This is a genomic window from Mesorhizobium sp. NPDC059054 (assembly GCF_042739215.1).
Taxonomy (GTDB): domain Bacteria; phylum Pseudomonadota; class Alphaproteobacteria; order Rhizobiales; family Rhizobiaceae; genus Mesorhizobium.
This window is the reverse complement of record NZ_JBHYHV010000007.1, coordinates 86,679-102,956: the sequence shown is the minus strand read 5'-3', so window position 1 is coordinate 102,956 and position 16,278 is coordinate 86,679. Positions and strand designations below refer to the sequence as shown.

The following is a 16,278-nucleotide window of genomic DNA, read 5'->3' as shown; positions in this document are numbered from 1 at the left end:
TTCCGGGACCCGGCAAGCAACATGCACCATCAGTGAGACTTGGCAGCAAACCAAGCCACGCGGCCTGCGAAAACAGGCCGGCTACTCAAGGGAGGACTCTTTGAACAATACCCGCCGCAATCTTTTGAGGCTGGTCGGGGCCACGCTGGCGCTGTCGCTGGCTGGTGCTCCGGCATTTGCCGATCCGTCACAGCAGCTCGTGGACGCCGCCAAGGCCGAAGGCCAGATGGTCTGGTACACGGGCCTGATCGTTCCTCAGGTCGTGCGTCCGCTGGCCGAAGGTTTTCAGAAAAAATACGGCATCGAGGTGAAATACGCCACGACCGGAGATTCCGATACCGTGCTGAAGCTGACCAGCCAGGCGCGCGTCGGCAAGATGGAGGCTGACCTTTTCGACACGCCCGGCACCGCGATCGCGCCGCTCGCCGCCGCCAACCTGATCGAGCCGTATCAGCCCCTGGCGCTTGCCGACTACGATCCGATGTTCAAGCCGGCGTCCAAGCTCTATTCGGGCATCTACACGCTGTTCCTGACCACCACCTACAACACCGATCTCGTTCCGGCCGACCAGGCGCCGAAGACCTATGAGGATCTGCTCGATCCGAAATGGAAGGGCAAGATGGTGTGGACCGACACGCGCGGCGTTTCAGGCCCTCCCGGCTTCATCGGCAACATCCTGCAGACGATGGGCGAAGAGAAGGGCATGGACTATCTGCGCAAGCTCAGCCAGCAGCAGATCGCCCGCGATCCCGGTAGCCAGCGTGTTGCGATCGACAAGGTGATTTCGGGCCAATACGAGATCGGCGTGATGACCTACAACCATCATGCGGAAATCAGCAAGGCGAAGGGTGCTCCGATCGGCTGGGTGAAAATGGAGCCGCTGGTCGCCAATCTCGGCGCCATCGCGATCGTCAAGAACGCGCCGCATCCGAATGCCGCCAAGCTGTTCCTCGAATATCTGTTCTCCGAGGATGGCGCGCAAATCATCCGCGAAGCCAACTATCCGCCCGGCCATCCGAATGTGCAGGCTAAAATCCCCGCGATCAGTCCAAAGACCGGCAATTTCAAATTCACGCTGCTGTCGCCTGAAGTGGCCTCGCAGGAAACCGAGCCGCTCAAGACCTGGCTCAAGATCTATGACGAGCTGTTCAAATGACGGCCATCATTGATGGTTCCTCCCAGGACGCCCGGCCCCGGATCTCCGGGGCCGGGCGGCGTTACCGCGACCCGCTCTGGCTGCTTTCGCTGGTGATGGTCGTCATCGTTGGTTGCCTTGTCCTGCCGCCTTTCGTTTCACTGGTGCGCAACAGTCTTTTCGTCACCATGCCGGATGGTTCATCCGGTGCTTTCACGCTCGAGAATTTCGCCCGCCTGACCGAAAACGGGCACTTTCTCCAAAGCACGATCAACTCGGTCATCTTCGCGTTGCTCTCGACCGTGCTGGCCATCCTGATGGGTGGTTCGCTGGCATGGATCGTCGAGCGCACCAACGCGCCGTTTCGCGATCTCGCCTATCTGATGACGGTCGTTTCGCTGAGTATTCCCGGCGTCATCTACGTTCCGGCCTGGCTGTTCTTCCTGGGGCCGACGGGGCCTTTGAACGACCTCTACCGGCTGGCTGGCGGCAGCGGCCTGCTTTTCAACGTCAATTCCATGGCGGGCATGGTCATCATCGAGGGCTTCGGCTGGATTCCGCTGACATTCCTGCTCTTTGCCGCTAGCTTCCGCATGGCCAATGCCGAACTCGAGGAGGCAGCCCGCATGAGCGGCGCCAATGTCTTCGAGATGATGCGCAGGGTTTCCATTCCGCTTGCCGCGCCTGCCGCCTTCGCGGCAGCCCTGTTCATCTTCATTCGTTCGCTGCAGGCCTTCGACATTCCGAAGCTTGTTGGCACAGGAGCAGGCATCAAGCTGCTGACGACGGATATCTATGACAGCATCCGTACCGTCCCGCCGCAAATCGGCTATGCCAGCGCTTTCTCTGTTGCCTTGACCGTGGTCGTTGCCGGCCTGCTCTATCTTTACAGCCGCCTCGCCATGAACGCGTCGCGCTTCGCGACGGTGACCGGCAAGGGCTACAAGCCGCGGCCGCTGGCCCTGGGTTGGGCACGCTGGGTGTGCGGCGGCATCGTCCTGCTCAACGTGCTGATTGTCCTGGTGCTGCCGCTGTTGATGCTGCTCTGGGTCGCGGTCACGCCGTTCATCCGGCCGGTGCGCTGGTCGGCATTTTCTTCGCTCACTGCCGACAACTTCGCCCTGGTCCTGTCGGACGATCGTTATCTGGAGCTCGTCACGAACACGCTGATCGTGTCCGCGTCGGCTGCCACGGTGACGATGCTGCTGATGGTCATCTGCGGCTGGCTGGTGGCCAGGCGGCGCGTCTATCACACCGTGCTCGACCAGATGATCGCGCTGCCCATGCTCATTCCATCCATCGTGCTCAGCGTGGCGATGATGGACCTGGCGCTGCGTTCGCCGATCCCGCTCTATTCCACTTTGAGCATCGTCGTCATCGCCTTCGTGGTCCACTACCTGCCGTTCGGCATGCGCTACACCTTCACCGGTTCGCTGCAGCTCCACAAGGAGCTGGAGGAATCGGCCGGCGTGTGCGGGGCAACGCCGCTCGGCATGCTTCGCCGCATCGTGGTTCCGTTGCTCATGCCTTCGATCGTTGCGGGCTGGCTTTTCGTGTTCCTCAACGCATCGCGCGATCTGTCGACGGCGATCATCCTGGCAGGACCCGACACCAAGACGATTGCGGTGGCGATCTTCGACCAGGCCATCAACGGTCAGTTCAGCGAAGTCGCCGCGCTTGGCCTGCTGTGGTCGGCGATGATGAGCATCGTTGCAATGGTCTTCTATTTCCTGGTGCAACGCCGGTCCAACGGCGGCGGCATCTCGTTCTAGCGCCTCGTTAGAGGCGTCCGGCTAGGCCAGCCGAAAGCAATGCAAGCGATATCGTTCCGGCCTAACTGGCCGGAGCGCAGGATTTTGGGCGGCCTGACGGCAGGCTGCGCGGAGGCAGTGGCATGACGAGTTTTGCCGAGTGGATCGGCCGCAAGAGCGAGGAAGAGGACGTCGTTACGGAACGGCTCGTCGAGAGTTTCCATGCCGTGTTCGATCCTCACCTTGCCGTCGTGCCTTCCGGCGTGGCTCCTCTCGGCATTCACTGGTGCCTGGCGCCGTCGATCGCACGGATGGCGGAACTCGGCCCCGATGGGCATCCGATGAAGAACCGTGAACTGCCGCCAGTGCCGGCGCCGCGGCGCATGTGGGCGGGCGGCTGGGTCGAAACCATCGATCCGTTGCGGATCGGCGATCGGGTGCGGCGCATATCGACCATCGCCGGCATTGCCCGCAAGGACGGGCGCTCGGGCGAATTGTGGTTCGTCGGTGTCGAGCGCGACTATGTCACCGAGCGTGGTGTAGCCGTGCGGGAGCGCCATGACATCGTCTATCGGGAAGCGGCCCGTCAGCCTTTCCGCGCGACGGAGCGGCTTGCGCGCGACGAGGCGGAGCCTGCCCGACGATCGAGCCGAGACTGGTCGATCATGACGACGCCGACTTTTCTGTTTCGATACTCCGCCATCAGCTTCAACGGACACCGCATCCACTACGATCTGCCTTATGCCGTCGAAACCGAAGGCTATGAAGGCCTGGTCGTGCACGCGCCGATCCAGGCGACATTGCTTCTCAACTTGGCAACTGAGGATGCGGGCGTGCCGCGTCGGTTCGTCTATCGCGGCGTGTCGCCAGCAATCGCCGGACACAAGCTCACAGCCCGCGCCGGTGCCGGCAAGGAGCGCGACAGCCTCTGGATCGAGGGGCCGTCCGGTCGCGTGTCCATGACGGCCAGCGCGGTCGGCCGTTTTGAAATCACCGGGCCGGCATAGCCGGCTTCATGCCTGGCCGGGACGGCTCCGGCCGAAGGCGAAAGCAAGCACTGGAGGAAATCATGTCTCACGATCTGCAGTTCTACATCGACGGCGCCTGGGTCGATCCCGTCGAGCCGAGGCGGCTGGACGTCATCGATCCCTCGACGGAAGAGACGTTCGCGCAGATTTCGCTTGGCTCGAAGGCGGATGTCGACAAGGCTGTCGCAGCCGCCAGGCGGGCTTTTTCGAGCTACGGCTTCACCAGCGTGGCGGAACGGCTCGATCTCCTGAACCGGGTCATCGACGTCTACAAGAAGCGTAGCCGGGATCTCGCGCTCGTCGTGTCGCGCGAAATGGGTGCTCCAGGTGAGTTCTCGCTGGAATGGCAGGTCGGCATTGGCCTGGCGCATCTGAAGAAGACGGCCGAGGTACTGCGCGATTATCCGTTCCGGCAGACGAAGGGCCGGCAGATGGTGGTGCGTGAACCCATCGGCGTGGCGGGGCTTATCACGCCGTGGAACTGGCCGCTCAACCAGATCACCTGCAAGGTCGGGCCGGCCCTAGCTGTCGGATGCACCATGGTGCTGAAGCCGAGCGAGATCGCGCCGCTCGATGCCATTGTCTTTGCCGAAATCCTCGATGAGGCAGGTGTGCCCAGGGGCGTGTTCAATCTCGTCAATGGTGATGGGCCGACGGTCGGTCAGGCGCTGGCCAATCATCCCGACGTCGACATGATGTCCTTCACCGGCTCGACCCGCGCCGGCATCCTGGTGGCGAAGGCTGCGGCGGATACGGTCAAGCGCGTCAGCCAGGAACTCGGCGGCAAGTCGGCGAACATCCTCCTGCCCGACGTCGATTTTTCGGTTGCCGTCGAGAAGGGTGTCGCGGGCTGCTTCGGCAACAGCGGCCAGTCCTGCAACGCGCCGACACGCATGTTCGTGCCACGCGACCGGCATGACGAGGTCGCCTCCATCGCCAAGGCTGCCGCCGAGAAGTTTGTCGTTGGCCCGGCCAATGCACCGGACATCGATCTCGGACCGGTGGTCAGCCAGATCCAGTTCGACAAGATTCAGGACCTGATCCAGAGCGGCATCGACGAAGGCGCGACACTTCTGACCGGCGGTCCGGGTCGTCCCGCAGGGCTTAACCGCGGCTATTTCGTGCGTCCTACAGTCTTTGCCGACGTGGCGCCGGAGATGCGTATATCGCGAGAGGAAATCTTCGGTCCGGTGCTGTCGATCCTGCCCTACGACAGCGTCGATCACGCGATCGAACTGGCCAACGATACGGTCTACGGGCTGGCGTCCTACATTCAGTCGAAGGATATCGAGAACGCCCGCAAGGTTGCGGCGCGCATGCGCACAGGCAATGTCCACATCAACTATCCCGCCTGGGACGCCGCGATGCCGTTCGGCGGCTACAAGCAGTCCGGCAACGGTCGCGAGTATGCCGAATACGGTCTCGAGGACTTCCTGGAGATCAAGGGCATAGCCGGTTACGAAGCCGCGTAGCTCATCAGATCCGGTGACGGGGAAGTGTTCCCCGTCACAATCCGATCCAAGCATTTTTCAATCGGGCATTGGTGACTGGCAAGCTGCCGATCCTCGTCGCCTGCTTCATTACCGTCATGCATCTGAACGCACTCAACAGCACGAGCTTTCGCCTCTATTTGACGGCAAACTTCGTTTCCGTGACCGGCATCTGGGTCAACCGGGTAGTGCTCGGCTGGTTCAGCTGGTCGCTGACGCAATCCGCGGCCTGGGTCGGGATCGTCTCTTTCCTGCTGTTTGCGCCGACGCTTTTTGCCGGCCCGTTCTTCGGCGTGCTGGCCGACCGCGTCGACATCAAGCGGGGCGCCCTCACGACCCAGGCGCTGCTCGGCATTCTGATGCTGGCGCTCGGCGTGCTGTTTGCGCTCGGCGTCCTCGATATCTGGATGCTGAGCGTTCTTGCGCTGCTGTTCGGCGTCACCTCCAGTGCCAACACGCCGATCCGCCTTACCCTCGTGCCGCTGATCGTTTCCCGCGAGGCGCTCGCCAACGCCATCACGCTGATCTCCATCAACTTCAACGCGGCGCGCCTGATCGGCCCGGCAGTCGGCGGCCTGCTTCTGGAAAAGACCGACCCGGGTGGCACGATCGCCGCGGCGATCCTGATGACCTTGCCGATGCTGGTGGCTTTGGCCTTTCTCCAACCGAGGACGCGTGAAGCCAGTGCTGCCTCCAAGGAGGGTATCGCCAGCCAGTTGGTCGAGGCATCGCGCCATATCTGGGCAAATACCTGGTTGATCCAGGCGATGACGATCACCACCATCACCGCGCTGGTGCCGCGCGGCCTGCTGGAGGTGCTGCCGGCGGTTGCCGACGGCATGTACAAGCGGGGCGCAAGCGGGCTTGGACAAATGCTCTCCGCCGTCGGCACCGGTGCGCTGCTCGCCGGAATTTCGATCACGCTGCGCAAGCGCACGACGCAGCATCTGGAGGAGCTGCAACGCAGCTATATCTGGATGGCCGCCGGTACCGCGGCGGTGGTCGTGATGGGCTTGATCCAGAACTGGTTTCTCGCGCTCGGCCTCGCAGCCTTGATGGGAGCGTCGGGGACTTTCACGGCGATCGCTGCCCAGTCTGTCATGCAGATCGAGACACCGGACGCCTATCGAGGAACCACCATCGGGCTCTGGCTTTTCGCCAGCATCGGCGGCAATGCCCTCGGCGCACTCGCCTTCGGCGGCATGGCGGATGCCGTGACCATGCCGGTGACCCTGCTTGTGCTGGGGGCGGTCGGGGTCGGTGCCGCCATGATCTCGTGGATGATGGCCGCACGCTCCTGGTAGCCGGCGTCCCATCAGCAGGTTTCGTCACACGGCCTTGCGAATTAGTTGTTTGACGATTCAGCCCAATCTTTCGACCATCGCGCCGTTCAGAAAGAAGCCCGAGCCAGCGAAGCGGATTCAAGCGCCGCCACGGATGGGTACGTTCAGAGGAGGGAAAAATGCAGTCTCAAAATTCCGGTGGCACGATCAGCCGCCGCACGGCCTTCAAGACGGCCCTGTTGGGCGCGGCCGCCGCAGCTGTGGCCGTGCCGCCATATGCCGCTGTTGCCGCTACCGAGAGCAAGGAAGATCCGGGCGTCGTGCCGACACCCTTGCCGAAGCAGAAAACGCAGAAGGAAGAACTGCTCGACGTCGGCGATGGTCATTCGATCTGGTATTTCGACACGGGCGGCGATGGCGAGGCGGTCGTTCTCTTGCATGCAGGCACCGGCAGCGGCGCGGTCTGGGGGTACCAGCAGCCGGTGTTCTCCGACGCCGGCTACCGTGTGATCGGTTATTCCCGCCGCGGTAGGCTGAATTCGAAACTGGGCGATCCGGAAAAACCCGGCACTGGAGCGGGTGATCTGCTCAAGCTGATCGACCATCTCGGCCTGAAGAAGGTCCATCTTGTCGGTACCGCGGCCGGTGGCATGGTGGCCACCGACTTTACCGTTTCGCATGAGGACCGTGTCCAGTCGCTGGTGCTCGCTAACACCATCGTCGGCGTCACCAATGACGACTACCGCGCCATCTACAAGCTGATCTATCCGGAAGGGTTCGACGATCTGGCCGGCGACTTCAAGGAGCTCAGCCCATCCTATCGTCATCTGGACCCACAGGGTCACGCGGCATGGCTCGAGCTGGAACACAAGGCCAAGATCGGCGAGATGAAGAGCCAGGGTTACGCCAACAAGGTGGTATGGGATCATCTCGCAGCCTGGAAACTGCCGGTATTGGTGATGACCGGCGATGCGGATCTCTACACGCCGCCGTCGATGATGCGCATCCAGCACAGCCACATCCCCGGTGCCGAGAAGTTCGTCGTTCCGGAGTGCGGGCACTCTGCCTATTGGGAACGCCCGGAGGTCTTCAACCGGGTCGTGCTCGATTTCATCAAGCGCAATGGCGCGACGCGGTAGAGTGCTTCCGCATCGCTAGAGCGGAGCAGGGCAGCGAAAATGGTGCTTTCCTGACCTCGATCTCAGGCAAGTTGCGATCGCTTCTCTACAAGAGGTTGGCATGGAGGCCGACTGGTGGCGATTCATCCGTCGGCCTGCAAAGGCTAGAAAAATCTGGAGCAGGTGGTTGGTGATCATCGCGCAGAGCCAGCAGGTTCGTTATGGACAAACCGCGCATCATGGTAGCCAAGCTCGATCAGGACGGCCATGATCGCGGCGCCAAAGGTCGTCGCGTCCGCTTTTGGAGATGCCGGTTCGAGGTCATCGCCGGTGCGTTGTTCCAGACCCCGGAGGAGGCCGCAGAGCTTGCAGTGAAATCGAAGTCCATGTCGTCGGCATGTCCTCGCTCACGGCCGGGCACAAGACCCCCGTGCCTCAACGCGTCGAGGCGCTGAAGAGGCGAGGCGCGGGGGACGTTCTCGTGGTGGTCGGCAGGGTCATTCCGCGACAGGACTATCAGTTCTACGAGGCCGAACGCGTTGCGATGGAGGTCGCCGGGCCGAAATTGACGGAATTGCACGCGCAAAAGACCGCGATTGAGGCGGAGCTTTCAGCGCCGCCGGAAGAGGCGATCGTTGGGGCCGCCGCGCTGCGTCGATACGAGGAGCAAGTGGCTGATCTGCATGCCGTGTCCGAAGCCTGATAGCGCATGTAACGGTTATCCCGCAAAGCGATGGGTTCAGGCTCGAATTGCAAGGGAGATTGGCGCTTCTGATGCAAGCCCCGAAAGTCTACCCCAACATGCGTATCGCCGCGTCGGGGGATCGATGGTAGCGGGAGAGGGACTTGAACCCCCGACCCCAGGATTATGATTCCCGTGCTCTAACCAACTGAGCTACCCCGCCATCGGGTCGATGCTGAGCCACAGAAGACCACTTTTAAAAGCGGATCATGGGGGCAGCACCAAGGTCGCGCGGATATAAGGTGGCGGTGCTAATCCTGTCAAGCACCGAGAAGGGGCAGGAACCAGAGAAATGGGCGCGCATGTTTTTACAACCGGGTTGGCGCGCCTGGAAGTCGCAGAGCAGGTAGTTTTTGCGTGCAACCATGGGGCGGAACTGCTTTGCGCAAAGGCTTTGACCGAGCCAAGTTCCGCGACTTCGTTGTGCCGGCTTATCGAAAAGCGGTGCATCGGCGGTGTGAGCAATCCATCTGGCGAAGGTGACGGGGTTGAGTTCGGCGAGGTGCACCGCTATGTCTCAACCACGATTTTCGCGCGAAATGCTTGAGTTCCTATTTGATGAAACCGCGTATAGCAGTCCTCGGATGCGGGTACTGGGGCAGCAACCATATCCGGACGCTGAAGGGGCTGGGCGCACTGCACGCGGTTTCAGACGCCAATCTCGCGCGTGCCGAAGGTTTTGCCAGTGAACAGGATTGCCTTGCCATTGCGCCGGACGACCTCTTCAAGCGCGAGGATGTCGACGCCATCGTCATGGCGCTGCCGCCGCAGTTCCATGCCGACCTCTCGATCCGCGCCGTCGAGAACGGCAAGGATGTTCTGGTCGAAAAGCCGATCGCGCTGACTGTGCCGGATGCCGAGCGCGCGGTGCAGGCGGCAAAGGACAACCAGCGCGTCTTCATGGTTGGCCATGTGCTGCGCTTCCACCCCGCCTTCGAGAAATTGAAGGCGCTGGTGGACGAAGGCGAACTCGGCGAAATCCGCTACATCCATTCGCATCGCCTTGGCCTTGGCAAATTCCATACCGAGAACGATGCGCTGTGGGATCTTGCGCCGCACGATCTCTCGATGATCCTGGCCCTTACCGGCACTGAACCTCTGGAAGTGAGAGGCGAGGGGGCCGCGCTGCTCGATCATCTGAGCGATTTCGCGCATCTGCACATGCGCTTCCCGAACAACCTGCGAAGCCATCTTTTTGCCTCGCGGCTCAATCCCTATCGCGAGCGCCGGCTGACGGTGGTCGGCGACAAGGCCATGGCGGTTTTCGACGACGTCGAACCTTGGGAAAGAAAGCTTGCCGTTTATCATCACGCCGTTTGGCAAGACAGCGGCCAGTGGGCGGCCACCAGTAACGAGCCGACCTATATCGAGGTCGAGCAGGGAATGCCGTTGACCCGCGAGCTGCAGCACTTCCTGCAATGCATCGAAACGCGCGCAGAGCCACGCACGGACGGGGAAGAAGCGATCCGAGTGCTGCGTATCCTGACCGCAGGCACGGTCGCACACGGCCGCATCGCCAGCTGATATCCTCGGACCTATGACTGCCCGTTACTCTGCGGCGATAGCCGAAGGCTTGCCGGTCAGGCGGTTCAGCATAGCCTCGGCCTCGGCGCCCCGTTCCGACCGCTCGATGAAGCCGCCGCCGAAGACACGCGCCTCATTGCCGTCATCGGAATAGAGCACGCAGGCCTGACCCGGCGCGATGCCGGACTCGCCATCCACCAGTTCGACCCAGGTGCTGCCGTCGCGATGGTGCAGGACGGCAGGCCGCGGCGGGCGCGTCGAGCGCACCTTGGCGAACAGTTCGAGCCCGCTGGAGGAAATGTCGGGAAGGGCGGCGTCGCCCAGCCAGTTCATGGATCGCAGATAGATCTTGTGGGTTTCCAGCGCCTCGCGCGGACCGACGATGACCCTTGAGCGGTCGGCATCGAGATGAACGACATAGAGCGGCTCGCCGGAAGCGACGCCGATGCCGCGCCGCTGGCCGATGGTGTAGCGCAGGATACCGTCATGCCGGCCGAGCACCCGGCCGTCGATGTGAACGATGTCACCCGGATTGGCAGCCGTCGGCTTCAACTTCGCGATGACGTCGGAATATTTGCCCTGCGGCACGAAGCAGATGTCCTGGCTGTCCTGCTTGGCGGCGACCACGAGGCCCATCTGTTCAGCCATCGCCCGCACTTCCGGCTTCGGCAGGCCGCCAAGCGGGAAGCGCAGGTAATCGATCTGCGCCTGCGTGGTGGCGAACAGGAAATAGCTCTGGTCGCGATCGGCGTCGACCGGGCGATACAGGGCGCGATGGGCGCCATTGGCCCTGGAACGGATATAGTGGCCGGTCGCCAGCGCATCCGCGCCGAGATCCTGAGCCGTTGCCAGGAGGTCGGCGAACTTGACGGTCTGGTTGCATGACACGCATGGGATCGGTGTTTCGCCAGCGACATAGCTTTCGGCGAATGGATCGATCACCGCCTTGCGGAAACGCTCTTCGTAGTCGAGCACATAGTGAGGGATGCCAAGCGTCTCCGAAACCCGGCGCGCATCCTCGATGTCCTGGCCCGCACAGCAGGAACCGGCGCGATGGGTGGCCGCGCCATGATCATAGAGCTGCAGTGTCACACCGACGACATCATAGCCTTCGCGTTTCAGGAGGCCGGCGACAACCGAAGAATCGACGCCGCCAGACATGGCAACGACGACACGTGTGTCTTCTGGGCGTCCGGGAAGGTCCAGGCTGTTCATGGTGTCAGTTCCGAAATCCAGCCGCAAAACAGGCGGCCTTGACTATATAGGGCATAGGCTTCGTGGACGCCAGCGCAGGGCGCGGAGGGGTGTTGCACCACGAAATGCGGCAATTGTCTCAAAAGCTTACGAAAAGCCTAACGCGAGATTCATGAACATTACTTATCCATGAGTAACCGCTTAGGCAATTTTTAAAGCTGTGGCGGTACTGTGGCAGGGATTGGTTCTGTGAGTTTTCAGTAGAGAGTAAGATGACCGATCTGGTTAGACCGCGAGTCAAATATGTTATCGGGCCTGACGGCAGCCCTCTTACGATTGCCGATTTGCCACCGACGAACACCCGCCGCTGGGTTATCCGGCGCAAGGCGGAAGTGGTTGCTGCAGTGCGAGGCGGGTTGCTCAGCCTCGATGAAGCCTGCCAGCGCTACAAGCTCACCACGGAAGAGTTTCTTTCCTGGCAGGCCTCCATTGACGAGTATGGTCTGGCTGGGCTGCGCACTACACGCATTCAGCAATACCGGCACTGACAGATCTGGTTCCAGGAATGAAAAAGGCGCGGGTTCCGCGCCTTTTCGTTGATGGGTTGTTTTCGTGGCCTCATATCTGGAGTGCGATCTTGCCTGTCGGCTTTGTCGCCAGAAAGGCCTGAGCTTCTCCGGCTTCTTCCAGCGGAAATGTCCTGGCGACATGAACGGCGAGCTTGCCCGCGTCGATGAGTTTGGCCAATTCCCTCAGCCCCTCGCGATCCGGTACAACTGAAATGTGCTCATGGCGGATACCCCGCAACTTGGCTTCTGCCCTGGCCTTGTCGGAAATGCCGAGCAACGAGACCAGCGTGCCGCTGTCTTTCAAGACCTTGACGGCTTGTTCCGCGTTCTCGCCGCCGATCGGCTCCAGGACGATGTCGATGCCGGACACCACGTCAGAAAATTTGGTCGTCGTGTAGTCGACGACTTCATCAGCGCCGAGATTGCGAACAAAACCAAGCTTGGAGGGGCTGGCAGTCGCTACGACATAAGCGCCGAAGGCCTTGGCGATCTGAACCGCCAGATGCCCGACACCGCCCGCCGCAGCCTGAACAAGTACACGTTGGCCCGGCTTGATCTGCCCCGCACCGACCAGAGCCTGCCATGCCGTCAGCCCCGCGAGGGGGAGGGCGCCGGCGTGGGCATGGTCTATCCCCTTTGGTTTCAGGACGAGCTCGTCGGCAGGAGCCGACACTAGCTCGGCATAGGCGGCGGCTTCCTCGGGGAACCGCGGCATGCCGAACACTTCGTCTCCTGCCGCGAAGTCATTCGTGTCCGGGCCAACCTTCTCAACGACACCGGAAATATCCCAGCCGACCGTGAAAGGTGGTTCGCCAAGCAGCGGATAGGCGCCACTGCGAACGGCAACGTCCACGGGGTTGATGCCCGCTGCATGAACCCGCACGAGCACTTCTCCCTTGTTCGGCACCGGGTCGGGGCGATTTGCAAGGGTTAGTACTTGGGGGCCGCCGACGCTGGTCTGGACAATGGCACGCATGGGTATCTCCTGTTTTGATTTACACTATACAAAAGATAGTGCCTATCCATTGTCCAGTACGTACCTTTTTGATATATAGGCACCCCATGTATAGCGATGAGTGCGAACCTTATGGCTACGACGCGTTCCGGCGGACCTGTCCGTCGCACGCGGTGCTTGAGATGTTATCGAGCAAATGGGTCTATCTGACGGTCGGCGCGTTGCGGCGTGGTCGCATGCGCCATGGCGAGCTGGCGCGGAAGATGGAAGGCATTACGCCAAAGATGCTGACCCAGACGCTGCGCACGCTGGAACGGGATGGGCTGGTTCTGCGCGAGATTTTTCCGGTCATTCCGCCGCGTGTGGAATATGAATTAACCGCGCTGGGGCATGACCTCGCCGGCTTGCTCGACCAGATTAGGTCATGGTCGGAAATGCACGTGCCCGATATCAGAAGCGCGCGCCTCGCGGCGGAGGAAAGCAGCGGCAAGCAGGCTGCAGCCGGCTGATCGGTGTCAGCGGCTGGCCTGCAAGATTGCGTTGGCTTTTATAAAACCGGGAACAGTGATCGCGCGGTTAGCCGATCATCGCGCTGCGGCCGCCGGTTTCCGGTTCGCGTACACGCGAATCACGCGATTCCAGCATCTCCGCCTTCGCCAATTCGGCCTCGGCTTCGTTGAGGAGCGCTTCTGCGGCGCTGCGCTGCTGAGCGAGATCCGCCTGCGAATTCCTGAGATTGTCGCGCCGCAGCCTTGCCGCCTTGGCGAACGTTGGATAGGCGAAATGATTGATGTCGGTGATGCCGGCTTTCTTTTCCTCGGCGGTGATCTGGAACTCCAGTTCTCCAGCCATGCGCTCGAATTCGGCGATCATCATGTCCAGCTGCAGAAGCTGCCGGCGTTTCTCATTCACCTGAAATTGCTTCAGTCGAACGAGGTTCTCGCGTGACTTCATGATTCGGTACTCCTGCCAACGCACACTTGCACTATCGCCTCGCTGGCCTTGCGAGGCTTCCGTGTCGCCCGTGTTCCCCCCGATTTTCGGAACTCTATGGAAAACAAAGTCCTAAGATTTTTTCCGTACGGTAACCATTCGTTTACGGGCATTGTTAATCATACGGGTCAGGGCTTAAGGCCGGGTAAAAATTTCGGCCCGGGCGCGGGACGTAAGAGATGAGTCCGTTGAGTCGGTTACGGCACTTTCTTAATGTGCTGAATCAAAATTTGACGCGATGAATCGTGTTTGGATTCAAGTGTGTGTGGAAAGAGGTTAAAATTTCTGGTATCGCTTTGAACGCGAAATTAGGATTTGTTAACCATTCAGTGGCAGCTTCGGCTCAGGCAATCACTGCTCCGGTCCCGGACGGGTCAGGTTCGGCAGCAGAAAGGGGAATAAAATGCGCGTTCTGCTGATAGAAGACGACAGTGCAACCGCTCAGAGCATCGAGCTGATGCTCAAGTCCGAAAGCTTCAACGTCTACACCACCGATCTCGGTGAAGAGGGCGTCGATCTCGGCAAGCTCTACGACTACGACATCATTCTGCTGGACCTGAACCTCCCGGATATGTCGGGCTACGAAGTGCTGCGCACGCTGCGCCTCTCCAAGGTCAAGACGCCCATCCTGATCCTGTCAGGCATGGCTGGCATCGAAGACAAGGTGCGCGGTCTCGGTTTCGGCGCCGACGACTATATGACCAAGCCATTCCATAAGGACGAATTGGTCGCCCGCATCCACGCTATCGTGCGCCGCTCCAAGGGTCATGCCCAGTCGGTCATCGCGACCGGCGAGCTGATCGTCAATCTCGACGCCAAGACCGTCGAAGTCAGCGGCCAGCGCGTGCATCTGACCGGCAAGGAATATCAGATGCTGGAACTGCTCTCGCTGCGCAAGGGCACCACACTGACCAAGGAAATGTTCCTCAACCACCTCTATGGCGGCATGGACGAACCGGAATTGAAGATCATCGACGTCTTCATCTGCAAGTTGCGCAAGAAACTCGACGCAGCCTCCGGCGGCCAGAATTACATCGAAACGGTTTGGGGGCGCGGCTACGTGCTGCGCGAGCCGGAAGAGATCCGCGAAAGCGCCTGATCGCGCCTACAGTCGAATGTCGAAAGACCCGGCCTGTGCCGGGTTTTTTGTTGGCGCTGCTGTCCTGGTGCGTGCCGTGTCCCGGCTGGCCTGCAGCGCGCGAAAGCGGTCAAGCAACTGGACACGGTTGAAGGGTTTCAGCAGGTAGCCATGCGCGCCTGCACGCTTCGCGCGCATGATGGCGCCGAGATCGAGCTCCACCAAAAGGGCGACGATCTGCGGGACGACCGGGCTACCGAGCGAACGGATGTGACCGATAAACTCGGGGAGCTGCATATCCTGCAGCGATACGTCAAAAACGATGATGTCCGGCATTTCTGCGGAGCAGAGGTCGATTGCTTCCCTGCCTGCCGTGGCTTCCACGACGAGCATGCTTTCGCTGGTCAGGATACGCTTGGCGACCTTGCGGATCACGCTCGACTTGTCGACGAACATGCAGCGTTTCATGCCATCCCCCTTTCCGCGTATCATGCGGATCCTGCCCTTCGCCTCAGATATTAGGGCAGGGCATTTAAAAAGCGGAAAAGGCAATGCGTAAAATTTGCACGAGACTGCAAGCCATCGTGCAGATGGGGGCTGATCGGTAAGCCGTGCTCGGCGGCGCGAACGCCCATGTTGAATTGGTGCCTAGGCCCTGCTGATTACACAGCGGCCAGAACGATCTCATCTGCCGTGGCGCGGATCGTAATGGTCATGCCGGCGTCTCGCGCGAGGAGCAGCGTATAGTAGGGCTGGACCGAATGAGCGTCGATCGGCTCTTCAGGCTTGCCGCCCGAGTGAAGCTCGAGGAATTTCGGTGGAACCCGCAACATCGGGCCGCTCGCCGAAAGAGTGAAACGCGGTTCGGTTTCCAACTCCTCCAGCGTCACGGAGAGTCTGCCGCCCCGTGGAATAGCCGCGTTGGCAATCAAAACGAGGTTCAGGAGCAACTTGACCTTGTTTTTTGGCAGCAGGGCTCGGCTGCCCGTCCAGGTCAATTCAGGTTTTTCGTTCTTGAGGTAGGCGATCGTGACCGCTTCGGCGTCCCCGGTGTCGATGAGCATGCCGGCTGATCCGGCGGCACCATAGGCAATGCGGGCAAACTGCAGTCGAGCCGAGGCATTGCGGGCGCTCTGTCGAATGAGGTTCATGGCGTCTTCATCGGCGCCGCCTTCATCGAGCAGTTCCAAGCCATTGTTGATCGCGCCGACCGGCGAGATGATGTCGTGGCAGACCTTGCTGCACAGCAGTGCGGCAAGTTCGGAAGGCGTAAGTGTGAAAAGGTCAGCCATGGAACCCTCGAGAAAAGATGCAACAGCGCTTGGACATCCACCCAGCGCACCGACCGCGCGAATCACGCTCTCCCCAGTTCCGTCTGGATATACGGCGCGTTCGGGTGGAGCAACCAATCCGGAGAT

Annotated in this window: 16 protein-coding genes, 1 tRNA gene and 1 pseudogene; 11 read left to right on the top strand and 7 right to left on the bottom strand. The window is 61.0% G+C overall.

Annotation, left to right across the window (positions count from 1 at the left end):
• Positions 1-100: 100 nt before the first annotated feature.
• The 7 genes and pseudogenes from ACFWXH_RS27050 to ACFWXH_RS27020 all read left to right on the top strand — a co-directional run.
• On the top strand, positions 101-1,156 hold the full coding sequence (locus ACFWXH_RS27050) for an ABC transporter substrate-binding protein (protein ID WP_379124518.1): 1,056 nt from the start codon (positions 101-103) through the stop codon (positions 1,154-1,156).
• Positions 1,153-2,907 (top strand): ABC transporter permease, encoded by a 1,755-nt coding sequence (locus ACFWXH_RS27045; protein WP_379124517.1) that lies wholly within the window; start codon positions 1,153-1,155, stop codon positions 2,905-2,907. Before ACFWXH_RS27050 ends, ACFWXH_RS27045 begins: the two co-directional genes overlap by 4 nt.
• 122 nt (positions 2,908-3,029) lie before the next feature.
• Positions 3,030-3,893 (top strand): MaoC family dehydratase N-terminal domain-containing protein, encoded by an 864-nt coding sequence (locus tag ACFWXH_RS27040; protein ID WP_379124516.1) that lies wholly within the window; start codon positions 3,030-3,032, stop codon positions 3,891-3,893.
• Positions 3,894-3,955: 62 nt separating this feature from the next.
• Positions 3,956-5,386 carry an aldehyde dehydrogenase family protein gene (locus tag ACFWXH_RS27035; protein ID WP_379124515.1) on the top strand — a complete coding sequence of 477 codons (1,431 nt, stop codon included), beginning with the start codon at positions 3,956-3,958 and terminating at the stop codon, positions 5,384-5,386.
• A 71-nt stretch (positions 5,387-5,457) separates the two neighbouring features.
• Positions 5,458-6,708 (top strand): MFS transporter, encoded by a 1,251-nt coding sequence (locus tag ACFWXH_RS27030; RefSeq protein ID WP_152979961.1) that lies wholly within the window; start codon positions 5,458-5,460, stop codon positions 6,706-6,708.
• Between the two features lie 158 nt (positions 6,709-6,866).
• Positions 6,867-7,826, top strand: coding sequence for an alpha/beta fold hydrolase (locus ACFWXH_RS27025; RefSeq protein WP_379124514.1), 960 nt, complete (start codon positions 6,867-6,869; stop codon positions 7,824-7,826).
• A gap of 206 nt (positions 7,827-8,032) precedes the next feature.
• A pseudogene (locus tag ACFWXH_RS27020) lies at positions 8,033-8,388 on the top strand (cobalamin-dependent protein); the annotation flags it as partial.
• A 245-nt stretch (positions 8,389-8,633) separates the two neighbouring features.
• Here the strand turns inward: ACFWXH_RS27020 and ACFWXH_RS27015 are convergent.
• Positions 8,634-8,710: transfer RNA gene (locus tag ACFWXH_RS27015), tRNA-Met, on the bottom strand.
• 33 nt (positions 8,711-8,743) lie between these two features.
• Positions 8,744-9,055 (bottom strand): hypothetical protein, encoded by a 312-nt coding sequence (locus ACFWXH_RS27010; protein ID WP_379124513.1) that lies wholly within the window; start codon positions 9,053-9,055, stop codon positions 8,744-8,746.
• 50 nt (positions 9,056-9,105) lie between these two features.
• Between ACFWXH_RS27010 and ACFWXH_RS27005 the strand changes: the two genes are divergently transcribed.
• Positions 9,106-10,071: a Gfo/Idh/MocA family protein gene (locus tag ACFWXH_RS27005; protein WP_379124512.1), complete on the top strand. Its 966-nt coding sequence runs from the start codon at positions 9,106-9,108 to the stop codon at positions 10,069-10,071.
• A gap of 24 nt (positions 10,072-10,095) precedes the next feature.
• Here ACFWXH_RS27005 and mnmA read toward each other — a convergent pair whose 3' ends face one another.
• Positions 10,096-11,286 carry a tRNA 2-thiouridine(34) synthase MnmA gene (gene mnmA, locus ACFWXH_RS27000; RefSeq protein ID WP_379124511.1) on the bottom strand — a complete coding sequence of 397 codons (1,191 nt, stop codon included), beginning with the start codon at positions 11,284-11,286 and terminating at the stop codon, positions 10,096-10,098.
• 251 nt (positions 11,287-11,537) lie between these two features.
• On the opposite strand from mnmA, the gene ACFWXH_RS26995 reads away from it, so the two are divergent.
• Positions 11,538-11,813, top strand: coding sequence for a DUF1153 domain-containing protein (locus ACFWXH_RS26995; RefSeq protein WP_013529904.1), 276 nt, complete (start codon positions 11,538-11,540; stop codon positions 11,811-11,813).
• Between the two features lie 70 nt (positions 11,814-11,883).
• Here the strand turns inward: ACFWXH_RS26995 and ACFWXH_RS26990 are convergent, their stop codons facing one another.
• Positions 11,884-12,810 carry an NADP-dependent oxidoreductase gene (locus ACFWXH_RS26990; RefSeq protein ID WP_379124509.1) on the bottom strand — a complete coding sequence of 309 codons (927 nt, stop codon included), beginning with the start codon at positions 12,808-12,810 and terminating at the stop codon, positions 11,884-11,886.
• Between the two features lie 161 nt (positions 12,811-12,971).
• On the opposite strand from ACFWXH_RS26990, the gene ACFWXH_RS26985 reads away from it, so the two are divergent.
• Entirely contained in the window at positions 12,972-13,298 is a 327-nt protein-coding gene (locus ACFWXH_RS26985; protein ID WP_379124508.1) for a winged helix-turn-helix transcriptional regulator, read from the top strand.
• 67 nt (positions 13,299-13,365) lie between these two features.
• On the opposite strand, the gene ACFWXH_RS26980 is transcribed toward ACFWXH_RS26985, so the two are convergent.
• On the bottom strand, positions 13,366-13,743 hold the full coding sequence (locus tag ACFWXH_RS26980; RefSeq protein WP_379124507.1) for a flagellar export protein FliJ: 378 nt from the start codon (positions 13,741-13,743) through the stop codon (positions 13,366-13,368).
• Between the two features lie 442 nt (positions 13,744-14,185).
• On the opposite strand from ACFWXH_RS26980, the gene ctrA reads away from it, so the two are divergent.
• Positions 14,186-14,881, top strand: a complete 696-nt coding sequence (ctrA, locus tag ACFWXH_RS26975; RefSeq protein ID WP_054311454.1) for a response regulator transcription factor CtrA — start codon at positions 14,186-14,188, stop codon at positions 14,879-14,881.
• 6 nt (positions 14,882-14,887) lie between these two features.
• On the opposite strand, the gene ACFWXH_RS26970 is transcribed toward ctrA, so the two are convergent.
• Complete coding sequence (locus tag ACFWXH_RS26970; RefSeq protein WP_054311453.1) at positions 14,888-15,328, bottom strand: PleD family two-component system response regulator; 441 nt, start codon at positions 15,326-15,328, stop codon at positions 14,888-14,890.
• 194 nt (positions 15,329-15,522) lie between these two features.
• Positions 15,523-16,152 (bottom strand): histidine phosphotransferase ChpT, encoded by a 630-nt coding sequence (gene chpT, locus ACFWXH_RS26965; protein ID WP_379124762.1) that lies wholly within the window; start codon positions 16,150-16,152, stop codon positions 15,523-15,525.
• Between the last annotated feature and the right edge of the window lie 126 nt (positions 16,153-16,278).